Origin of the sequence: Vibrio splendidus (genome assembly GCF_003345295.1) — a bacterium.
GTDB lineage: Bacteria > Pseudomonadota > Gammaproteobacteria > Enterobacterales > Vibrionaceae > Vibrio > Vibrio splendidus_K.
Genome location: NZ_CP031056.1, coordinates 178275 through 199770 on the forward strand (window position 1 = coordinate 178275; position 21496 = coordinate 199770).

General features: G+C 44.1%; 14 protein-coding genes. 8 read left to right on the forward strand and 6 right to left on the reverse strand.

Translation table 11 applies throughout. The annotated features are described in order from the left end of the window. Positions 1 to 61: 61 nt before the first annotated feature. On the reverse strand, positions 62 to 2491 hold the full coding sequence (locus tag DUN60_RS16790) for a response regulator (protein WP_114634433.1): 2430 nt from the start codon (positions 2489 to 2491) through the stop codon (positions 62 to 64). Between the two features lie 88 nt (positions 2492 to 2579). On the opposite strand from DUN60_RS16790, the gene DUN60_RS16795 reads away from it, so the two are divergent. Continuing rightward, complete coding sequence (locus tag DUN60_RS16795) at positions 2580 to 3338, forward strand: substrate-binding periplasmic protein (RefSeq protein WP_114634434.1); 759 nt, start codon at positions 2580 to 2582, stop codon at positions 3336 to 3338. Between the two features lie 182 nt (positions 3339 to 3520). Here DUN60_RS16795 and DUN60_RS16800 read toward each other — a convergent pair whose 3' ends face one another. Both DUN60_RS16800 and DUN60_RS16805 read right to left on the reverse strand, forming a co-directional pair. Continuing rightward, entirely contained in the window at positions 3521 to 4006 is a 486-nt protein-coding gene (locus DUN60_RS16800; RefSeq protein ID WP_114634435.1) for an NADAR family protein, read from the reverse strand. Between the two features lie 265 nt (positions 4007 to 4271). Continuing rightward, positions 4272 to 4466 carry a PA3496 family putative envelope integrity protein gene (locus DUN60_RS16805; protein ID WP_004732575.1) on the reverse strand — a complete coding sequence of 65 codons (195 nt, stop codon included), beginning with the start codon at positions 4464 to 4466 and terminating at the stop codon, positions 4272 to 4274. A gap of 362 nt (positions 4467 to 4828) precedes the next feature. Between DUN60_RS16805 and DUN60_RS16810 the strand changes: the two genes are divergently transcribed. Genes DUN60_RS16810 through DUN60_RS16820 form a run of 3 tightly spaced genes read left to right on the forward strand, consistent with a single transcriptional unit; the run spans position 4829 to position 7137 of the window. After that, complete coding sequence (locus DUN60_RS16810; protein ID WP_054546040.1) at positions 4829 to 5653, forward strand: ABC transporter ATP-binding protein; 825 nt, start codon at positions 4829 to 4831, stop codon at positions 5651 to 5653. Between the two features lie 9 nt (positions 5654 to 5662). Then, positions 5663 to 6595: an ATP-binding cassette domain-containing protein gene (locus tag DUN60_RS16815; RefSeq protein ID WP_114634436.1), complete on the forward strand. Its 933-nt coding sequence runs from the start codon at positions 5663 to 5665 to the stop codon at positions 6593 to 6595. Then, the gene (locus DUN60_RS16820; protein WP_114634437.1) at positions 6592 to 7137 is read left to right on the forward strand and encodes a transcriptional regulator; all 546 of its coding nucleotides are present in this window, start codon (positions 6592 to 6594) and stop codon (positions 7135 to 7137) included. Before DUN60_RS16815 ends, DUN60_RS16820 begins: the two co-directional genes overlap by 4 nt. 445 nt (positions 7138 to 7582) lie before the next feature. Here the strand turns inward: DUN60_RS16820 and DUN60_RS16825 are convergent, their stop codons facing one another. After that, the gene (locus DUN60_RS16825; protein ID WP_004732568.1) at positions 7583 to 9562 is read right to left on the reverse strand and encodes a replication initiator protein RctB domain-containing protein; all 1980 of its coding nucleotides are present in this window, start codon (positions 9560 to 9562) and stop codon (positions 7583 to 7585) included. 1259 nt (positions 9563 to 10821) lie between these two features. Here DUN60_RS16825 and DUN60_RS16830 point away from each other — a divergent pair. The 4 genes from DUN60_RS16830 (at position 10822) to DUN60_RS16845 (ending at position 17302) form a co-directional block, all read left to right on the forward strand. After that, entirely contained in the window at positions 10822 to 12039 is a 1218-nt protein-coding gene (locus DUN60_RS16830; protein ID WP_004732566.1) for a ParA family protein, read from the forward strand. A gap of 5 nt (positions 12040 to 12044) precedes the next feature. After that, complete coding sequence (locus tag DUN60_RS16835) at positions 12045 to 13019, forward strand: ParB/RepB/Spo0J family partition protein (RefSeq protein WP_114634438.1); 975 nt, start codon at positions 12045 to 12047, stop codon at positions 13017 to 13019. A gap of 93 nt (positions 13020 to 13112) precedes the next feature. Beyond that, positions 13113 to 15212 carry a tRNA(Met) cytidine acetyltransferase TmcA domain-containing protein gene (locus DUN60_RS16840; protein WP_114634439.1) on the forward strand — a complete coding sequence of 700 codons (2100 nt, stop codon included), beginning with the start codon at positions 13113 to 13115 and terminating at the stop codon, positions 15210 to 15212. A 419-nt stretch (positions 15213 to 15631) separates the two neighbouring features. Further along, positions 15632 to 17302 carry a DUF342 domain-containing protein gene (locus DUN60_RS16845; RefSeq protein WP_114634440.1) on the forward strand — a complete coding sequence of 557 codons (1671 nt, stop codon included), beginning with the start codon at positions 15632 to 15634 and terminating at the stop codon, positions 17300 to 17302. A 148-nt stretch (positions 17303 to 17450) separates the two neighbouring features. On the opposite strand, the gene DUN60_RS16850 is transcribed toward DUN60_RS16845, so the two are convergent. Together DUN60_RS16850 and DUN60_RS16855 are read right to left on the reverse strand one after the other, a co-directional pair. Then, complete coding sequence (locus DUN60_RS16850) at positions 17451 to 19565, reverse strand: type I secretion system permease/ATPase (RefSeq protein ID WP_017078412.1); 2115 nt, start codon at positions 19563 to 19565, stop codon at positions 17451 to 17453. Between the two features lie 18 nt (positions 19566 to 19583). Further along, positions 19584 to 21494 (reverse strand): bifunctional diguanylate cyclase/phosphodiesterase, encoded by a 1911-nt coding sequence (locus DUN60_RS16855; protein ID WP_114634441.1) that lies wholly within the window; start codon positions 21492 to 21494, stop codon positions 19584 to 19586. Positions 21495 to 21496: the final 2 nt, after the last annotated feature.

The window sequence follows — 21496 nt, forward strand, 5'->3', positions numbered from 1 at the left end:
TCTATTCGACCACCTTTTTATTACCTTTTAACCCAATACTCAGTCTTCAAAGGCATTTAACCTAAACAATCTTTTGCTCATCTTCTTCTTTGGTCGAATCGGTTTCTTTAGATAAAAAACTGGCAACGATCTCTCTCAGTTTCCCTTGATTAACCGGTTTTGGTAAAAACTCATCCATGCCTACATCGAAGCACAAATGCTTGTCTCGTTGCACGACGTTGGCCGTGAGTGCGACGATTGGAATATGTTGTGAAGAGCCCTCTTCTAACGCTCGGATCTGTTTAGTGGCTTCGAAGCCATCAAGAACCGGCATCTGGCAATCCATAAAAATCATCTCGTATTCGTTGGCCTGGAATTTCTCGACACCAATTTCCCCGTTATCGGCAATATCAACCTCAAACCCAAGCTTCTTGAGCATCATCTTGGCGACTTGTTGGTTCACTCGCGAGTCTTCAACGACCAATACTTTGCCACTAAACGAAGCTGCCATTGGTTTTGGATCTTCTTTGATTGGAGCTTGTTTGTCTGTTTGTGTGGTTGTGACAGAAGCCGTTGGTGTAGCTTCAACAGACCCCGTTGGTTTGGTTAATGGTACTGGTTCATTGTCTTTGAACGCGACCTCACCTCTATTTGGATAAGTAAAGTTTGAGGTATCCGCTGCTCTCGCGAGAACTTCACTCAACGTCCATTTAAGTTGGTTATCTTGATATGGACGAGCTATGTAAGCAACAAAACCCACTTGTTTAGCGCGCGCTTCATCTTGTTTTCGTGGGTCTGCAGAGATCATCACCAGCTTAGGACACGCTTTGTCAAAACGCTCAATCAAGCTTCTTGCTAACTGGAATCCATCAATAGACGGCATCACTTTATCAATCAGCACCAGATCATAAGGCGATGACTTCGCCACAGACTCCGAAACAAGCTCTAACGCTTGGGTGGCGGTTTCACAACACTCTGACTTAACGCCGAATGATTGAAGCTGTGTTGAGGTAATACGCATATTCAGCTGACTATCATCAACCAGAAGCACCGAGACTTTATTAAAATCGATATTGCTTTCGTCAACGTCCAGGCTCGGGTCAAAGTCAGCGGTAAAGTAAAATGTACTCCCCTTGCCTACGACACTGGTTAGCTCAAGCTTGCTGCCCATTAAGGTCACGATCTTATCGCATATCGTCAGACCAAGCCCGGTGCCTCCGTAAATACGGGTGGTGCTGCCGTCGGCTTGTTGAAACTTATCGAACACCGATTGTTGCTTGTCTTCTGCAATACCGATACCACTGTCAGTCACCTCAAATTTCACTCTGAGCTTTTGTTCTGGCTCTATGACTTCTTCCAAGCGAAGTGAGAGTGTGACATGACCATGCTCAGTAAATTTGATGGCGTTGCCGACCAGATTATTCAGCACTTGTCTTAGCTGGGTGCCATCGCCAATCACCATGGTTGGGATCTTAGGATCAATCGCTAGTTGGAATCTGAGCCCTTTCTGCTCGGCTTTAACTCTAAACGTCGATTCAACATCGGCAGCAATACCCATCATCTTCATTGGTTCTTGTTGCAGTTCTAGACGACCCGCTTCTATCTTCGAGTAGTCGAGAATGTCGTTGATTAAGTCGAGTAAAGTAAGCGAAGAGGTATTGAGCATATCGACATACTCTTTTTGCTCTTTCGGCATATCCATTTCAGAGAGTAGAGACGACAGTCCGATAATCCCATTCATCGGGGTGCGGATCTCGTGGCTCATGTTGGCAAGAAATTCACTTTTGTTGCGGTTGGCAACCTCAGCGACATCTTTGGCTTTTTCCAGTTCTTGGTATTGTTGACGAATACGTTCAACCGACTGGTTATAGCTACTCTCTAGTGTCGAGATCTCGTCTCTGTAAGTAGAATCGGTTGGCGTTATGAAGCGTGGTTTGTTGTCTTCGACCTGTTGCTGGTTGATCTGGGAAGACATAGTCATTAAGCGTTTCACCACGAGACGATAGACGATCGTTAAACAAACCAGAGACAATAAGAAGATTTTGACGGCTTCGAAGGCGAGCAATAGTAGAACTCGTTCTTCAAAGTCGTTGAGGATCATGCTCAAATCAGATTGCACCGTGAGCGTCGCTAATGGGAAATCTGTCCCCCCCATCTGGTGCACCATTTCCCAAGACTGGGAATAAGACTGACCTGAGGTCTTTTGACCTAATTCTAGAATTTTTTCATCGGGACTTTCGATAAGAAGGTAACTAACCGAGGGTAGGCGGGAGATACCTTCGGCTTGCACAAACAGTTGCTCTCGATCTTCAACCCACAAACTGGACGTTAAACCCGAAAGATAGCCAGCCTTAACCTGTTCGATCTGAGAACTGATAAAAGAAACTCGACTTTGGTACTCCACATACAACCCCAGACCTGTCACTATAACTGTGAATAAGGTGCTGATTGCTATTATAGTCCCGATCAACTGTCGGGAGAGTCCAATATAGCGTTTTCCTTTTGTCACCATACACAAATTACCATTATTGTTATCCTAGCAAACTACAATTACTCAACTAGTATAATAGTAGTCATTCATCAAATAACTAGGGAAGGTTATGAAAAAACATCTTATATTTGCATCCATAGTCAGTTTGTTTTCAAGCAGTTATGCTTTTGCAAGCGAACCTGTTCACTACTACATTATTGCGAGCCAAGCGCAACCTTTTCAGATCGAAACTGACGGGTCATCTCACAGAGGAATGGTTTCGGATATTGTTGAGGCCGTATTTGATGACAGCCAATACGAGATCGATTACCACACCTACCCTTTCAACCGCATGATTGACAAGCTCGACGCGAGAGAGAATCCAAACTGGGTAACCTACGGCAGTCCTAGTTGGGGAAATATCCAATCTGTAAACCTGTCTAAAGATCCAATTTACAATGTAAAACACGTGTTACTCAGCAGTGGCAAGGAACCATTTGAGTTCAATACTATCGACGATTTAAACGGAAAAGCGGTGGTCTTGCTGGTGGGATTCGAATATCCAAATCTAGAGCCTTACATCAAACAAGGTAAGCTTAACGAAATTCGAGTTAAAAATTACAGCGCGGCTTTTCGTGTATTAAACCGAACGCCTGGTGATACCGTTTTTGTTGAAATGGAATCGAGAATCAAATACAACCTAAACGAGCAGAAGTTAAGTATTGATGATTACCAGATGCAAGAGTTTGGTTCAGTGATCAATAACTACCCTATCCATTTGGCGTTTGACCCTGAGATGGATCCTAAGCTGCAAAGCTTCATCAACCAACGTCTCGACCAAATGAAAGACGATGGTCAGCTCGATGACATCGTGCAAGGGTACTTATAGATCCTTCATTTATCTGTAATAGCGCCTAGTTGACGTTGTAGAGCACTTTTCTACTCTTAGTCACCTTAGCTCGACTTGCAACGAAAAGGCCGCTCTGCTTAGTCTAGCTTAATACTAAATTGCAGAGCGGCCTTTAAAATTTAACGTTTAGGGAAGCTATCTTTGAACTTGTACTCGATAGGTTAGTGCGAAGCAATCAAATGCAGTTGTTGATTACGAAGCTGTTGTCGCACCGCCATCAAAATTTCACCTAAGCGGTTCTCACCAGTTCCATCACCACCATCGCCCCAAAAATAGTCTTTATGAGAATGCTCTTTGATCACCGAATCTCCGGTGTTAGTCAGAAACAGCGCAAACTGGGGATTCTGTCTGAACTTCTCAGTCACAATGAACTGCATCACTTCAACACGAATGTCATACCAGTCTTCTCGAACTTGGTCTTCATAATCACGACTTAAAGAGAACGCTTCAGCAGGGGTACTGGCTTCCAAAATAGTATTGCGTAACGCTTCAGAAGCAAATTTCATCGCTTGATAATAATGTTCGCTGGTTGCCCAAACTTGATCGTTAACCTTGATGGGACAAGCTGCAAAATTTGACAGGTATCCGTTTGGATCTTCAGGTTCATAAAACAGCACTTCTTTGGCTTTAGCCACAGAATTAGACATAGCCTTCTCCTTACCAACGACATCGCATATTTTTGCTTTAACTTTAAAATTAGTGGCGTTGCATATTGCTGTCAAACAACTTAGTTCAAGAGTATGCCATGAGCATGTTTTTAGTCGGGAACAAGCAATGTAAAGGCAGGACAATGGAGTTAAATGGTGGGAGACAAGGAGCATGGTTTACTTATAAAAAACTCACAGCCCTTTTAAAAAGTTATATAAATCAAAGGGTGGCGGTGCGCCACCCTCTTAAATGCAATAGGGGTCCTTAGTGAATAAGACCTAGTTCCCTCGCTTCTTCCAGACTAAAACCGCTTTCTCTAATTTCTCTTAGAGCTTCAATACGACGACGAGCTTCAGCGGACTTCATTTTCTTTTCTGGTTTGAAAGATACTTCTTCTTCAGCATCCCACTTGTTTGCAATATTTGTCATTTCATCATGGTTGATAGAATTAATGGACATGTTTTCCTCCGAAAAGCACCATGTAATGGACAGGTAATCTGTAGCAAATGCTATTTCACTTGTTAAGACATTCTGTACTGAAATGTGATGATTCCGACGCTTCACAAAGCTAATTAATAAATGCCTCATTTAAACTTTGCCAAAGCCATTTTCTGCAATTACATTTACAAGATTCCCCATAAGAAATGTGGTTTGATCCACCTCTCATTTTCCCCGTTCTCATTTCTTGTTTCTCACTGAAACTTCGTGAAATAACCCAAGATAAATTTCGAGGCACTTCATTCTTTTTGTGCTCATCGCTTTCACTAAATTCACTTCATGTTAATGATAATAGTTATCAATATCATAACTGAGTATTTATCATGTCTAGGGAAAATCCAGATAAACCACTTCTCGAAGTGAAGAATCTATGTGTCGATTACATCACCGATGACGGCGATTTTAATGCCGTAAAATCCGTAAGCTTTAGCATAGGCCAAGGCGAAATTTTTGGTTTGGCTGGCGAATCAGGGTGCGGAAAAAGTACCATCGCGTTTGCCATTAACCGTTTACACAAACCGCCTGCTTTCATCTCTGGAGGGAAGATACTGTTCGACGGACAAGATCTGCTCGGTTTATCTGACGACCACTTGAACACCTTGCGTTGGAGCGAAATCGCCATGGTGTTCCAAAGTGCGATGAACTCACTCAATCCCGTACTGACCATTGAAGAGCAGTTCGCTGATGTTTTACGTCATCACAAAGGAATGACCAACGAACAAGCTAAAGACCGTGCAGAGAAGCTCCTCGACCTTGTAAACATTCCTCGTAACCGCCTCACCGAATATCCGCATCAGTTCAGTGGCGGCATGCGTCAGCGTTTGGTGATTGCCATTGCTCTCGCCCTTAACCCGAAGCTGATCATCATGGACGAGCCGACAACGGCGCTTGATGTGGTTGTACAACGCGAAATTCTGCAGCAAATACACCAACTCAGAGAAGAGTTTGGGTTTTCGATACTGTTCATCACCCACGACCTCGCACTAATGAGCCAGCTATGTGACCGCATTGCCATCATGCGCCACGGCCAGATCGTTGAAATCAACCAAGCCTATGAGATTCGTAACAACCCTCAGCACTCCTATACCCAAAAGCTATGGAGTTCTTTCCCAAACATTCACGAACATGCGCACGCGACTACGTGCTAGGAGAGCTCAATGTCACAACCTATTTTTCAAGTGAAAAACCTCGTTAAAGAGTTCACCGTTGGCGGCGGATTTGGCAAAGAAGCGATCTTTAGAGCACTACATGGGGTGAGTTTTGATTTGCATGCCGGTAAAACATTGGCGCTGGTTGGAGAATCAGGCTGCGGGAAAAGCACCTGCGCACGATTGATGACCAAGGTTTACCCACCGACAGAGGGAGAGATACTGTTCAATGGCAGAGACATCTCTACCCTAAAAAGCCGCAAAGATATCTTGGATTACCGCAGCCGTGTACAAATGATATTTCAAGACCCATTTGGCTCACTTAATCCAACTCACACCATTGAGCACCACTTAACGCGCCCGCTTAAAATCCATAAGCAAGTTGCCACGAAACAGGCTCTCACAGAGCGTCTCAAAGAGTTATTAACGCTGGTGGAGTTACCCATTGAAACTCTCGCCAAATACCCTCATGAGCTCAGTGGTGGCCAAAGACAACGGGTTAATTTAGCAAGAGCACTTGCCGTCGGTGCTGAGGTTATCCTTGCTGATGAACCCACCTCGATGTTGGACGTTTCGATCCGACTTGGCGTGTTGAACTTGATGCAAAAAATGAAGAAAGAGTTGGGGATTGGTTTTTTGTACATAACTCACGATCTTGCTACGGCACATTACATAGCAGAAGAGACGGCGGTAATGTACAAAGGGCAGATCGTTGAATGGGGATCAACCCAGTCGATCTTAACCAATCCACAACATCCGTACACTAAACTGTTGATCTCTGCCGTTCCCGATCCCGATCTGCCATTTGGCGAACTCGTCAAAAATGAGCCAAACTATTCAATAAACGCAGACCGAATTCGAGAGCAGAGCTGTGAAATACAGCATGAAATCAAGCAAGTTGCTAATAATCACTTTGTAAAACAGTGGGATAACGTTGCATGAATGAACTAGACACTTGGTTAGAGCGGATCGGAGATTGGTACAAAGACCGAAAGCATGATCAAGTGGACCGGTTAGAGCCTTTGATCTTAACGCCTCCAGACGCACTCTGGGGGCCAATGATCACGGATGTACAGAGCAAAGGCATCGCATGTTGGCTAGATGGATGCCTGAGAATCTTTACGTTTTATCGACATAAAAACGGAACGCTGACGACATCGACAAAGTTTGCAACACCAAGCGTATCATCGCTCTCAAACGAGGCTCGTAGTTCGCACAATCAAGAAAAGGCCTATCAATACCTGATGTTTGCCTATAGCAAGCTGCAGGCCGTGTCATGCGACCCAAAATCAGAGCCTGACTTGCAAGAGTGGTGTACGCAGCGGCTCCAGCATTTATGTGTACTGGCTTTAGAATTTACTAACCAACAACAAGAACCGCGCTGGAAGGAAGAATCAGAAAAACTGATCGAATCGCATGTGCGTTTTATGGCAAGCCAACACCAGAACGATGATCAAGGTGTAGCTCTACGTCAACGCCACTGATCCACTCCACGGTTTAACCCTGATCGATCAAACACCAAAGCAGAATCCTTTCACAAATAGGATCCGTAAAAAGCACGATCTAACCTTGATCATGCTTCAGGGTCAGCAGTAAGGGCTAATACGTAAGCTATTGAATTTTAGTAATTATGCGAATTTCAGGCAAAAAAAAGCGAGTCCCTTAGGAACTCGCAAAAATCTATTCAGTATGATGTAACAAAATATGAGCCAATCTATTAATCATAAGAAAGGACAAAGGTTGTCTATTCGGGATAAATAATAATCAACTGGATGCGTTACATTGTCAGAACTTTGTCAGCGTTAGGTGCGGTTTTAATCAGCACCTAATGTGTTCAAACTATCCATTCATCGACCGTAAATAGCGGCTTCTTGCTACTGGGTATTTCTACTGCAAAAATCAGCTCGAAAGATCAACACGCCCTCGTGATTAATGGCCAATCGCCATTTCATCGAGCGCTAGAAACACATTCTCGTCCAAATGGCCTTCGTGAACTTGTTTACACACTTTACGACGTACAGCCAAACCAGAAATCAAACGTTCAATGGACAGGTGTCGATTGCTGGTGCTGTCACGGTCGTTGTACAGCTCAATTAAGCGACTCAGTGTTTCGTATGGGATAACATCCTCCCCTACTCTCAACCAATCAAGCTTCTCAATGAGCTCTGAGCACTCTTCTTTGATTGAGGCATGTGAATGCCCGGTCATAGCAGATAAAGCCGTTATACTGCGTTCTAGAGCCTCTGTGGAGGTATATTTAGAGAGAGTAATCATGATCTCATCAGCGTTGATCTCAACAGAATGTTTACGCTGCTTAACTCGACGTCCCAATTTGCCTCTTGGCGACGGAGCTTTACGTTGAATTGGCTCAAACTCACCATCGATAATCTCAGACAGCTCTTCCAGCTTCTGCTTAGACACCATCTCATTACGCAGCGGGTTCGGTAGCGTTGGGGCCATATTACGCTTACCAGCGTTGGTGGTACGCGCTCTTGAATAACGCAACACCTCTTCAACATTACATTTGATATCAACCTGATAATCGGTGGTTTTGCCTTTTTCGATCAGCGCCGTGATCGTCAAGTGATAACCCCAAAGATTCACTAGGAAAGTATCTTCTTGATCCCCTACTTCACCCAATTTTCTTAGTTCGCGGATCAAATCCATCGAGAAGCGACGCCAATCGATATTACGAGCCAACTTCTGGTTCAGCTCGCTCAGCAACATACAATCTGAGTGGCGACGTGCCATACGGCTTCTAAAGTACGAATACATTTGGAAGACCAAGGTATGTTGTTTCAGGATTTCTGGCGGAAATAGGAAGAAATAATCACGCGTCAGGAGCTCTTCGTAGAACGAAGGTTCCCAGACAAGGATATACAGGTTCGGTTTAATGCGAATTTCGCCATCAGAGCCCTCTGTAGGCGCTTCTTCCGATGCCGTAATGGTTCTAGCTAAGAATCGGAAACGATCACTCTTGAAGCCTTCTGGCATGTTCTCGCTAAGCCAACGGCCCGTGAGCTCGTGCAGTTGGAAATCGGTAAATTCGATACGGTCAATACTGTCACGGATCGAATCGCGTGCAGGACCGCTGTCTTTCTTGCCACGCAAAGACAAAATATCCGTGATGTAGAGTGGTGTTTTGTTCGGTGTGTGTTTCGCGTCGAGATGATAATCATCTTGGTGGTGATCATGATATTGGACAGTAAGCGTGAATAACGCGAACAGCGTCATCAGATCGTCAACCGTCATGATGTTTTTAGAAGATCGTGTCTCGATCACCGCTCGAGTGCCAGAGATCGAAACCATAGATTTCTGGTAGCTCTTACGGGTTCTAGGTGGCGCCAAAGCTTGATCAATAATCCCCGCCCAATTGGTTGGAGAAACAATGAATTGATCCGCTTCGTCTTTCATCGTCGGTGGCGTATTCAGTCCATGTTCATTCAGTAAGCGCTTGTTTACTTTGGTTTGAGCTAGCGCTTTAGAACGCTTCTGCTTTTCATTTTGCTTGACGCTTTCTGTCACTAAACTGGTAGCACCCAGAACCGATATCAATTGGTTTGGGTTCACAAAGCGATGCAACATGGTTTTACCCGCAAGGCCTTCTTCAAAACGAACTGGGATTTGTTTGAACAGACCAATACTTACAGCGGCTCTCAGCCTTTGTTGCAAGGCGGCGCGAGTCACTTGACCATCAGTTGATTCAATGATCTCGGTGGTGGAGACGTATCCATCTTTGCTGCTAAACCCACGTAGTGAAATTAGGTTAAGAAGCTCAACGATGCTTTTGGTGACCCCTTTGAAGTGTTGATATTGTTCTATCCATTCAACGGCTGTTTCAGATACCTCAAATAAATGACCATCTTTGTGGCTTCGTGCCTTAATTAACAATTTCTCTTCTGGTTTCATTTTTGATCCGTATCACACTAACCGTAATTTCACTATAGTTCCTGAATGATAAAGAAAGAATGATCATAAATAAAGAGAATTTATTGGCTTTTAAATAACTGATCTTTTTGATTAATATGATCTTAAATGATTAAGTGATCTAATGATCTGGCTCTGAATTTGATTTTAAGTATATGAATTATAAGTGTTAAAAAAAATCCAATTGGAAAGCATGATCATAAAGAGCCCGAAACGATGATCATTAAATTAAAGAAAGCATGATCACAGAACTTCAGAACGATGATCATTAAGTCATTGTAAGCATGATCATTATCGGTTCGAAAGCATGATCATTATGCTTATACAGCTTATCCACAGTCCGTAATTGATCAAGTTGTATTAAGCGGCTTCTAAGTCACCTATGTGGATATTTTTGACAGCCAATTCATCGGAACAATGATCAAGTAATGGGGCTTTTATATCGTTCCTCCCCTTTTATGTTTAAAAATTCGTCGATATTGGTCACACCGTCAGTGGTTGGGCACTTTTAGCTCGCAACACAATAAATCAGGAAGCATGATCATGAAATTGTCATGTTTCTGCATTTCCATTCTGTGTCGATTGAATTTCTAACCAATCAGGCCTTATAGAGCTTGAATCCCCATTGCAAAAGCATTTGTCCGTAAGTTAGCTCTAAATCTATATGCTTCCGGAACGATATTTACTTGATCATTTTTCCGGAGGTTGATCATTTCGAACGGGCATTCATACGGATCAATATTGATGAGTTTACACCTTGATCATGCTTCATAATATGGACTTATCAATTTTCTTACGAGTTATGTATCCCATGATCATTCTTCCGGTTGAGGCTCAATTTTCTTTTGTTTAGTGACATCTCGCCGTCGCTTTGTTTCCTATTAACCAAGCGACTTTTTAGGTTTACTCTTTATTGGTTGAAAATCTATCAATTTAGAATGCAAATCACACCAACCGTAATCTATGCTTGTGTTTCAATCGTTCCGAAGATTTTTCTCTAAAATTCTATTTACATTGTAAATAAGTGATGCTGTAACATTTTAAATGTAAGGAAGAAATAGAACAGTTATACATGACAAAAAAGGTCATTTTTGTGTTCGTATTAGCCGTTGTTTCATCAAACTGTAAAAATACAGTCTATTTTGTGTGATTTTACTCATAAATGTATGTTCATGTTTTTGTTGTGTTTGTTGTTAATCGCTGTACAATTTGTTCTAGGTTAATCATTACGGAAACTGGCAATGAAAAGAGAACAAACGATTGATAAGCTCTATCAGCTAGCCGAACAAACTCAACAAGTTCAGGCTGACCGAATTGAGATTATTCTGGAAGAGCGAAGTGATGAACATTTCCCTCCAATGTCTAAAGCTATGATGGAGACGCGTTCAGGCTTAACTCGTCGAAAATTGGATGAGGCTATCAACAAGCTTGAAGCGGATGGTCATCAGTTTACAAAGAACAACGCCAATCATTACTCGATTTCATTGACTGAAGCTCACATGCTGATGGACGCAGCTGAAGTGCCGAAGTTCCACCAACGTAAGCAGCATGTAGACAATAAGCCATGGGTTATTAACGTACAGAACCAAAAGGGCGGTACGGGTAAATCAATGACAGCGGTTCACCTAGCGGCTTGTCTGTCTTTGAACTTAGATAAGCGCTACCGTATCTGCTTGATTGACTTGGATCCACAAGGTTCTTTGCGTCTGTTCTTAAACCCACAAATTAGTGGTGCAGAGCACGACAGTATCTATTCTGCTGTTGATATCATGTTGGACAACGTGCCAGAAGGCCAAGATGTTGATCTTGAATTCTTGCGTAAGAACGTACTTTTACCAACACAGTATCCGAATCTAAAGACGATCTCGGCGTTCCCAGAAGACGCGATGTTTAACGCTGAAGCGTGGCAAAGCCTATCTCAAGATCAGTCACTTGATATTGTTCGTCTTTTAAAAGAGAAGCTTATCGACAAAATTGCGGATGATTTTGATGTGATTATGATTGATACCGGCCCGCACGTAGACCCTCTAGTGTGGAACGCAATGTACGCATCGAACGCTCTTCTGATTCCATGTGCTGCCAAGCGTTTGGATTGGGCTTCAACGGTTAACTTCTTCCAGCACTTACCAACCGTGTACGAGATGTTCCCGGACGACTGGAAAGGGCTCGAATTTGTTCGTCTAATGCCAACCATGTTTGAAGACGACAACAAGAAGCAGGTATCAGTATTAACTGAGATGAACTACCTGTTGAATGACCAAGTAATGATGGCCACTATTCCAAGAAGCCGCGCTTTTGAAACCTGTGCAGATACTTACAGCACGGTTTTCGATCTAACGGTGAGCGACTTTGAGGGTGGTAAGAAAACTCTGGCTGTCGCTCAAGACGCAGTACAAAAAAGTGCTCTAGAATTAGAGCGTGTATTACATAGCAACTGGCCTTCACTTAATCAGGGATAACAAGAATGGCGATTAAAACATCTGACTTAAATGCAAAGCTATTTGGTAAAGCAAACAAACGTCGCGTAGCTACGCCACAAGAAGCTCAAACAGCGGCTAAAGAGCAGGCTCAAGTGATAGAGCTTTCTGTTGCAGGCGAAGAATTGGTTTCATTTGAACTAGTTCGAATCCCGGCGGCTGACGTAGCAACTCAAACGGTTGTTTTCGAAGAAAATGCTCGTGAGCAATCTTTCTTAAACGAGCACGCGCTTTCTGATGTTCTTACAACATTGAAAGAACGTGGCCAGCAATACCCAGCGGTTGGTCGTAAAAACAAAGACGGTAAGATTGAAGTTCTTGATGGTAGCCGTCGTCGTATGTCGTGTATTTTGGCTGACAAAGAGTTCCTTATCTATGTTGCTGAAAACATCAACGGCGAACACGCTAAGTTCCTATCTGATGTCGCTAACGCTCATAAACCGCTTTCTCTGTATGAGAAGGGTAAAGAGATGCAAGCGAAGCTAGATAAAGGCGAAGCTGAAGACCAGAAAGCACTAGCGAAAATGTTCCAGTGCAGTGAAGCTTTGGTGAGTGGCGCGTTGAAAGCGGCGGCTTTGCCTCTTGAACTGCTACAAGCTTACCCAAATGTGAGCGATCTTGGTCGACCAACCATTGTTAAGCTACACAAACAATTTGGTGGCCTGACTGGCGAACAGCAGCAAACATTACTGACTAAGTGTGATGCTTCTGAAGGTTTTGTATGGCAGCGTAGCGAAGCACAAGGTGTTACGCGTTTAACTAAAGACGTTACTGAAACTTTGGAAGGTTGGATTATTGAATTGGCGCCAGCGCCAGCGAAGAAAGCTTCTCCAAAAGTTGAGCTTATTAAAGGCCGCGCTTCATACAGCCGTAAGGGTTCAAACTTAGCGTTGAACCTTAAGAAAGTGGATGATGCGACAATGGAAGAGATTTTAGCCTTCGTTCAATCGAAGCTCGACTAAGTCGACGACTTTCCATTACGACTCTAAAGCCGCATTATGCGGCTTTTTATTTGGCTGTGATAAACTGTGTCTAGATGAATCTGGACGCTAATTATGAAGAACCCAACAAACACCTTCCTACATACTCTTTCCCAAACAGCCGAGCATAATCAGCATCGTTATGGTGTTGTCTTTTCTGGTGATAGTGGTTGGCAAGACGCTACGATTCAAAGCTTTCTTGATGCTTCTTCAGCACAAACAATTTTCCAGATGGGTGGTTCGCCTTTTCTATCGGTAACACATGTTCCGGTTAAAAAGGGGCAGCAACTCTTGGGCCGAGAATGCCAACTTCTTGTCTGTGATTTTAGAGAACAGTTTGATGCCAACAGTTTTAGTGCGGCACTAGGTGCGTTAGTCGGTGGCGGTTTGTTGTTGGTTATCCCGCCCAAATCCGATGGATATGAAGAGGGTTTTAATTCTACTTTTGGAAAACGTTGGTTAGCGACTAACTTCGCCAAACTGTTTTCTGTTTCACAAGACGATGAACAGCTAACGCAACTCTATACTCGTAATCCTTTGCCTGAAGAATTAACCCAACCGATTTTATTCGATAGATTTGAGCAACAAAAGACGGCAGTAGAGTTAGTCAAGAAAGTCGTCTCTGGACATCGAAAGCGTCCCTTGATTCTCACTGCAGACAGAGGTCGCGGCAAGAGTTCGACATTAGGTATCGCGGCAGCGGAGCTTTTGGTTGAGCGTCACGGGCTTAACATCATTGTTACCGCTCCTTCTGTTAAAGCGGTTGAGCCGGTATTTGCTCACGCAAGCCAACGGCTAGGCCCTTGTGAAGTTATAAGTACTACTAACATCGGCCATCAAGGTGGCAGCCTAAGATTCGTCGCACCGGATGAACTACTTCAATCTAAGCCTGATTGCGATTTGTTATTGGTCGATGAGGCGGCTGCCATTCCAATCCCGATGCTTAAATCTATGGTCGTCAGTTATCACCGTATGGTTTTTTCAACCACGGTACACGGTTACGAGGGGAGTGGTCGAGGGTTTGGGATTAAGTTTGAATCTTGGCTTTCTGTACACCGCCCTGGTTGGAAGGGCTTTAAGCTCGAACAACCTATTCGTTGGAATAACAACGACCCACTAGAAGCTTGGTTGTTTGACTGCTTCCTGCTTGGTAACGACGCGTCGCTAAGTGACTCGGCGATTCATGAGTTAGATAACTTTTCTGATAAGACAATCAACCAATTAAATTTAGTTGAACTATCAAAAGCAGATTGTTTGGCTAATCCACACAAGTTACAACGATGTTTTTCTCTTCTTGTGGATGCTCATTATCAGACGTCGCCCAATGACTTAATGCAGTTCCTTAACAATCCAGCAATCCACTTGTACGCTGCCTGGCAGCAAGATGAATGTTTAGGTTGCATGTTGGTCACTGAAGAGAGTGGTTTAGATAAAGATTTGATTGCTCAGATTCAAATTGGAAAACGCAGGCCTCAAGGACACCTTGCTCCTGTGTTGCTGGCAAACCAACTAGGCTGTACAGAAGCGGCCACCAGTCGCTGCCTTCGAGTGATGCGCATTGCAGTTTCAACGCCTCATCAAGGTTTGGGCATTGGTGGTTGGATGTTGGCTAAGTTATCAGAGCAAACTAGCCAAGCGGATTATCTGGCGACAAGCTTCGGTGCGACTAGTGAGTTGATTTCATTCTGGCGCGATAACGATTTTGTACCTGTCCATATTGGCCACCAGCGGGATCAGGCAAGTGGCTGCCACTCGGTATTGATGGTTAAGGCGCTTACCTCAAACTCCCAAGGCTGGATTAACCAAGCTCTAAGTCACTTCGAGCGTAGCTACTGCTTTCTTGTTTCCGGTTCTTTGGTTTCACTTGAAACCGAAATGGTGCGCGTACTGCTGCCAAAGAGTGTCGATACCGTTAGCGAGTTTGAAACTCAGTTAGTTAGAAATTACGTGAACGGTGGCAACAGTTACGATGCGATTAGCTTCAGCGTACTGAACTTGATTCTACTTGGTAACGATCGAAACATAGGTATTTCTGACTTACTCATCGCAAAGGTCGTTCAGCAGAAAGAGTGGGGGACTTGTGTTGAACAGTTTAATCTTGTTGGTCGCAAACAAGCAGAGATTCAGTTTCGTAAAGACGTCGATGTTTTGCTAGCAAATTTACAGTGTAAATAGACAAGCCATCATTTAAATAGACTGACCGTTACAAATTAGATTTACAGTGTAAATTAGAATATTGGATTTACACTGTAAACTGAAGCTCTATATTGAAATCCGTTTTTACCCTGATTATCAGCTTCATCACTTCTGTTCCACCTCTCCACAACAGCCTTTAGTCTTCTAAAGCTATTCGCCTTTACTATCTTGCTTTAATATCGAATCGACATTCAATCACACGAAATATTCTGAAAAATTTCCCTATGTATTTGTAAAGGCGAAGTAGATCATAAAATGTGTAAGTCTTATTTATGAGTCATGTTTGCAGAATCGAAAGTAAGTGATGTGACGCTGATTATTCTAATAATGTGATACTCAGCGCAGAACGAATTATATAGACTGAATAACAACTGAGTCATTAGGGATACTCAATTCGAATGTGGGATAACATTGTTACATTGTCAGAAGACAAGAAACAAGTGGTGGCATGTCTGCCGTCGGGGTTTGTGGTTGAAGCAAGCTTTGATAACACGACGTTGCCACCAACCTTGGAAGCTTTGGACGCATCAAACTATTTTCTTTTTGAAGAAGAGGTGTTGCGCTTCGTCACTCTTGCCAAAGAAGGTAAAGGGGAAGCTTACGAAGGAGTCTTGATTGCCGAAGTTCGTAACGCAAGCGTTGCCGTCGAACTGTCTGATGACGAGATGCTGGCGAGTCTGGTGGTGACGGGACCACATCATGGACATGCACTGCGCGGGAGCGACATCATTCATTGTTTAGCCCAAGCCCACATAACAAAGGGAATTAATAAGTTAGCGCTCAGAAAAGTGCTGATGATGAGTAACAAGCTTAAACCCGGTGAAAAGTTTACTCAACCCGTCGCGAAAGGGACGCAGCCAGTAAAGGGCAAAGATGCTAAGTTTGCCGCCTTGGTTGAAGACATTACTCGCCAAGTCTTGAAGCCTCGCAGTAAAGACGAAGGCAAGATTGATATGCGAGACTTGGGGCAAACCATTACTGTTGGTCAAAATGATCACTTGATGAAGCGTACTCCCGCGACCAAAGGCATCGCTGGCTTTACCGTTCAAGGTCGAATTATCCCACCGCTTCCTGGACAAGACAGTTTAATTAAGCCTGGAAAGGGCACCTACATCTCCCCTGACGACCCCAATTTATTACTCGCTTCATTTCCTGGATTACCCATAATCAAAGATAGAACTATTGAAGTAGATGACGCCTTGTGTGTTAGCAACGTAGATGTCTCAACCGGACACGTTAAATTCAAAGGCAATGTCTTTGTCTCTGGGAACATTGAACCGGGAATGATCGTTAAAGCGACAGGAAGTGTCACGGTTGGTGGCTTTATTGAATCGGCAGAAGTCCAAGCACAGGGTGACATAAAAGTCGCGAAGGGGATTATCGGTCATACGACTAAAGAGGGTGAGCCGAAAAGCTGCAAGGTGTTTAGCAAAGGTTCTATCACAGCAAGCTACGCGCAGAACGCAGAACTCCAAACCGCCACCGACCTTCGACTGGGTGTGCACAGCATGAGTAATGATATTCGTTGTGGTAACAACCTTATCGTGATGGATAGTTTGAAGAAGCACGGTACGCTCAGTGGCGGCGAAGCTAGAGTCGGTGGGAAAGTGGAATGTGTCTTTTTAGGCGTAGAAGGAGATACCGCAACCAAGGTACACGGATTTGCACGTTACGATGGTTATCGACAAAAGATAGCCGAGCTGAAAGAAACTTATAAGCACACTCAAGAGCAGACCATGGATGTGATTCGCCAAGAGCTCGAATTTAAGAAGCGACCAAAAGCGGAACGCAGCGAAGAGCAAGCGCTAGAAATTGAGCAGCAAAGAGAAAAAAATAATCTTGCGATCGAAAATACTAAATCACAGTTGGATACGCTTGAAGCTGAGTTTGAAACTAACCTTGCCGAGTGCACAGTTGAGGCGCATGAAAAGGTGTATACCCGAGTGACGATTCAATTTGGTGATGAGACAGTCACCACCAAGCGAACCCATGGCGGCAGTGTTTTCTCGTTCAACCAATACGAGATTCAATGTTCATTCAAAATGGAACAAGAAGATATCTCGTTGTAATTGAAATACTTTGAAATTGACCGACTCTGAATAGAGCGGCTCGAGCTATTTTCTACTCATTAGAACAAACAAAAAAGGGGGAGCTGATGCTCCCCCTTTGCTTTATCTGATATTGATTTAGTTAGATTCTTTAAGTCACATAAGCGCTTTAACTTGCTGCTCTTACCTTGCCTTGCTTCAAGTCTGACAGAACTTGTGCTTTCGGGCCGTCGGCAATAATGCTGCCTCTCTCCATCACAATCACTCGATCTACAATATCCAACATCGATGTTTTGTGGGTGATAAGAATCAATGTCTCGCTTGGCAATAACTGGTTGAGTTGATGTTTGATGTGCATCTCCGAGCGATTATCCATCGCACTGGTCGGTTCATCCATCAAAAGCACGGGTGGACGTCCTAAGAAGGCTCTAGCTATGGCAATCGACTGACGTTGACCACCAGATAGCAATGCACCACCTTCGCCCACTTGGCGTTCTAAGCCTGCTGGATCTTGCTGAGTAAACGCGGTCACGCCTGCACGGTTGGCTGCGTCCATCACATCACGGTCATCGACCAACGGTCGACCTAAGGTAATGTTGTCTCTTACTGAACCGTAGAACAGGTTACTGTCTTGCGGTACACAGCCTATATTGCGTCGTACATCGACATGATGCAGTTGTTCCATGTCAGTGTCATCAATGCGCACATGGCCTTCTGTAGGCTTGTATAGGCCCATAATCAAACGTTCTAGCGTGGTCTTGCCTGAACCAATTCGACCAATGATCGCGACTTTTTCACCGGGTTTGATATTAAGGGTTAGGTCTCTGATAGAAGCGACAGGCGAGTCTGGGTAGTGGAACGTCACTTTATCTAGCGCAATATGACCCTGAATAATCGGACGGTGGATGTAGCGCTTACCTTCTTCCTGTTCATCAGGCATCGACATTACTTGTTCAATCAAAGTCATTGATGACTTCGCTTGGTTGTAACGTGTAGAAAGCAAAGACAGTTGAACAAGAGGGCCAATTGCACGGCCGCTCAACATGGTCGCGGCAATCAAGCCACCCATAGTGAGTTCACCTTCTGCGATGAGGTACACACCAAAAATGATCATACCTACATTGGTACTTTGTTGTACAAAGCCAGCCGTGTTTTGGATGCTGTCGGTGATGCGGCGACTTTTGATATTCCAGTTTGCCATGTGAGCAACCGCTTCTTCCCAACGGAATTGGAACTGACTTTGCGCGCTGAATAGCTTAACGGTTTCTAACCCAGCCAAGCTCTCAATTAAGTTCGCGTACTTCTGAGAAGCAAGTCGAGAGCCTTCTTCAATCGTACGACGCAGTGGCCCTTGGATTAACAGTGCATAGATAATCAAAATGACCACACCGACGACAGGAACAAACACAAGGTTTCCGGCCATCAGCCAAATTAACGCCAAGAACATCAGCGCGAATGGTAAGTCGATTAACGAGCCAATGGTTGCTGAGGTAAAGAACTCACGGATTGATTCAAATTCTTGCAGGTTTTTCGCGAAAGCGCCAACAGAGGCGGGCTTTGCTTCCATGCGAATCCCCAGAACTTTACTGAACAGTTTAGAGGAAATTAAGATATCGGATTTTTTCCCCGCGACATCAATGAAGTAACTGCGCATTAACTTGAGAAGCAGATCGAAAAGGAAGACGACGAAAATACCACTCGCCAACACCCACAGGGTTTCAAAGGCAAGGTTAGGGACTACTTTGTCGTACACCAAACGAGTAAACATTGGCGCGGCAATGGCGAAGATATTGATCAGAATGGATGCTATCAACACGTCACGATAGATGTTTTTAGATTCCCAAATAGTGCTCCAAAACCAGTGACCTTTGCGTGTTTTTAGAACTTCTGGTGAACGTTCATCATAACGGAATTGTTTTTTTACCAAGAAGTAGCGGCCGATGAATTGTTCTTTGAGTTCATCGACTGGAATGACGATAGGCACCATCCCGCTTTCTGCGGTGATGATCTCTGCTTCTTGTTTTTCTAAATCGATACTATTTAGAACACATGCTTCGCCCTGTTTGAGAAGTAGAATAGCAGGCAGAATCAGGTGAGGAATACTTTCTAACTCGGAACGGTTTTCTTTCGCCACTAATCCCGCTCGTTCAGCTGAACGAGGGAATAGGAAAGGGGTTAGCTTTCCATCGGATAGTGGTAGCCCATTGATCAACGCTTCGGGCGAGTTAGCTAACCCGTAATACCGACTAACGTAGATCAGTGAGTTTAATAGTGGATCTTGCATGCGATATAACCCTTACAACTATTTATCAACAATGAAGCCTTGGAACACTTCTACGTAGTTATCAGACAGGATATCTAGCTGAGTCTGAGTTTCTATTCGAGACGCAATGGTGGTTATGCCTAGGTTGTGAGCGGTTCTAGAGATCGACGTTAAGGTGAATTTCTGTTTTTCATCATCAAGGTTGTGCGTAAACAAGTAATCCAACTTCACATAGCTTGGGCGGTACTCGTTGATGTAATCCAATGATTGGAAATTACGTCCGTAGTTATCAACACCGAATACGGACTCAGCGTTACGAATGGTGTTACACAGCAGCGCCGTGTAGTGCGGAACATTGATGAAACAATTTTCTGGAATCTCAAAATGCAGCAGGTGAGCAATTGAGGCATTGTGTTCAAGAGTTTTACCAATCCAGCGGATGAAGCTCGGCTGAGAAATACTGCTTGGCGAAATATTGATAGCAACGGGGCTCGTTATTTCTTTCGCATTCAGTTTCTCTATCATCTTCTCGATAACGTATTGGTCGAGAATGTGGCTCATTTCTAACTGTTCTAGTGCGTATAGATATTGGTTTGCACCGTAACGAACCCCTTCTTTTTCAATCGCAGAGAACACTTCTTGGTGATACGTTTTGCCAAAGCTATTGTTTGCAGCTTGCAGACGGAAGGTGACAAGGTCGTTGATGATCGCTTCTTCAACCAACATACGCCATTGTTGTTTACCCATCACAGCACCATGATCGTCTGCCGTTACGTAGCCGTAAGTCAGTTCTCGGTTCGCCTTGGCACTTGAGAGCGCGTTATCGACCAACGACATGATTTCGGTACTGGTTTTTCGCGTGTTGCTGTATGTCACACCTAGAGCGATGTGTGGGTTCGCCGTACCTGTTGGGTCTGAGCCTAGGTTTTGAATGCAGTTTACGATGCTGCCAGCAACAAGTTTAAGTTCGCTTTCATCAATGTTTGGCATGATGAAACCGAATTCGTCACTAGAAATACGGGCGATGGTGATATCTGGTGATGAGATTGAAGCTTGCAGCTGTTCAGCCAGTTGATGAACCAAGGCATCTCCTTCTTGATAGCCTTTTTCGTCGTACTCTTCACTAATAAACTCGGCTTTTAGTACGGCTAAACCACCTAAACTGGACTCTTCTAACCACTGAGTTAATTGAGACATGTAGTAAGCGCGGTTGCCTAGCTGAGATACAGGGTCGATATACGCTCTTTCACGCAGCTTTTGAGCTTCTTTCGCTTGGTTTTTAAAGGCCAGTTCAACTTGGGTCGACATGTGGTTGATACCGTCGACAACTAAGGTGAGATCCTTTGTTTTCGGACGAGCCAGTGGTTCACCAAACTGATTCTTCGCGATCTGATCCATCTTAGTAATGATCAACGAGAGCGGGCGTAAAGCACGCTTAAGGATCCAAGAGATAGACACTAAACCGAGCAAGAAGATCGTGCCAAAGATGCTCAGTAAGCGGATGAACGCTTGCCAAAGCTGATCGTAGGCAGGACCAGGGTGACTTACGATCTCGACTTCTGCCAGTTGCATCCAGCCACTGGTAATTACGCGGCGGTCATGAACAGGCTCAAATAAATTTAGGTTGGTAAACCACTCTGGTACGCCGGTTGGCTTTACAGGGTATGAACGGAGAATGTCATCCCCGGTGTCTAGGAAAATCAATCGCACGACGGAATAAGAACTGCCATCAAATAGGGCGTTGATAACAGACTCCACTGCCACCTTGTCCTTTTCTTCTAGGTAAGGGGCGAGAGCCAGTCCAACAGTATTAATGGTATTACTTACCTCAGAGCGTTGCTGCTCCTCTAAGTATCCACGGGTGGTATTGAATTCGATCATAAAAACTGACGTCATCAGCAGTATGAATACCGCAACCATCCCGACCACAAGCTGTTTATATAAAGTCATTG

Excerpts from the sequence above, each read along its gene's own strand:
- DUN60_RS16790 (WP_114634433.1), bottom strand. The coding sequence starts at position 2,491 with ATGGTGACAAAAGGAAAACGCTATATTGGACTCTCCCGACAGTTGATC.
- DUN60_RS16795 (WP_114634434.1), top strand. The coding sequence starts at position 2,580 with ATGAAAAAACATCTTATATTTGCATCCATAGTCAGTTTGTTTTCAAGC.
- DUN60_RS16800 (WP_114634435.1), bottom strand. The coding sequence starts at position 4,006 with ATGTCTAATTCTGTGGCTAAAGCCAAAGAAGTGCTGTTTTATGAACCT.
- DUN60_RS16805 (WP_004732575.1), bottom strand. The coding sequence starts at position 4,466 with ATGTCCATTAATTCTATCAACCATGATGAAATGACAAATATTGCAAAC.
- DUN60_RS16810 (WP_054546040.1), top strand. The coding sequence starts at position 4,829 with ATGTCTAGGGAAAATCCAGATAAACCACTTCTCGAAGTGAAGAATCTA.
- DUN60_RS16815 (WP_114634436.1), top strand. The coding sequence starts at position 5,663 with ATGTCACAACCTATTTTTCAAGTGAAAAACCTCGTTAAAGAGTTCACC.
- DUN60_RS16820 (WP_114634437.1), top strand. The coding sequence starts at position 6,592 with ATGAATGAACTAGACACTTGGTTAGAGCGGATCGGAGATTGGTACAAA.
- DUN60_RS16825 (WP_004732568.1), bottom strand. The coding sequence starts at position 9,562 with ATGAAACCAGAAGAGAAATTGTTAATTAAGGCACGAAGCCACAAAGAT.
- DUN60_RS16830 (WP_004732566.1), top strand. The coding sequence starts at position 10,822 with ATGAAAAGAGAACAAACGATTGATAAGCTCTATCAGCTAGCCGAACAA.
- DUN60_RS16835 (WP_114634438.1), top strand. The coding sequence starts at position 12,045 with ATGGCGATTAAAACATCTGACTTAAATGCAAAGCTATTTGGTAAAGCA.
- DUN60_RS16840 (WP_114634439.1), top strand. The coding sequence starts at position 13,113 with ATGAAGAACCCAACAAACACCTTCCTACATACTCTTTCCCAAACAGCC.
- DUN60_RS16845 (WP_114634440.1), top strand. The coding sequence starts at position 15,632 with ATGTGGGATAACATTGTTACATTGTCAGAAGACAAGAAACAAGTGGTG.
- DUN60_RS16850 (WP_017078412.1), bottom strand. The coding sequence starts at position 19,565 with ATGCAAGATCCACTATTAAACTCACTGATCTACGTTAGTCGGTATTAC.
- DUN60_RS16855 (WP_114634441.1), bottom strand. The coding sequence starts at position 21,494 with ATGACTTTATATAAACAGCTTGTGGTCGGGATGGTTGCGGTATTCATA.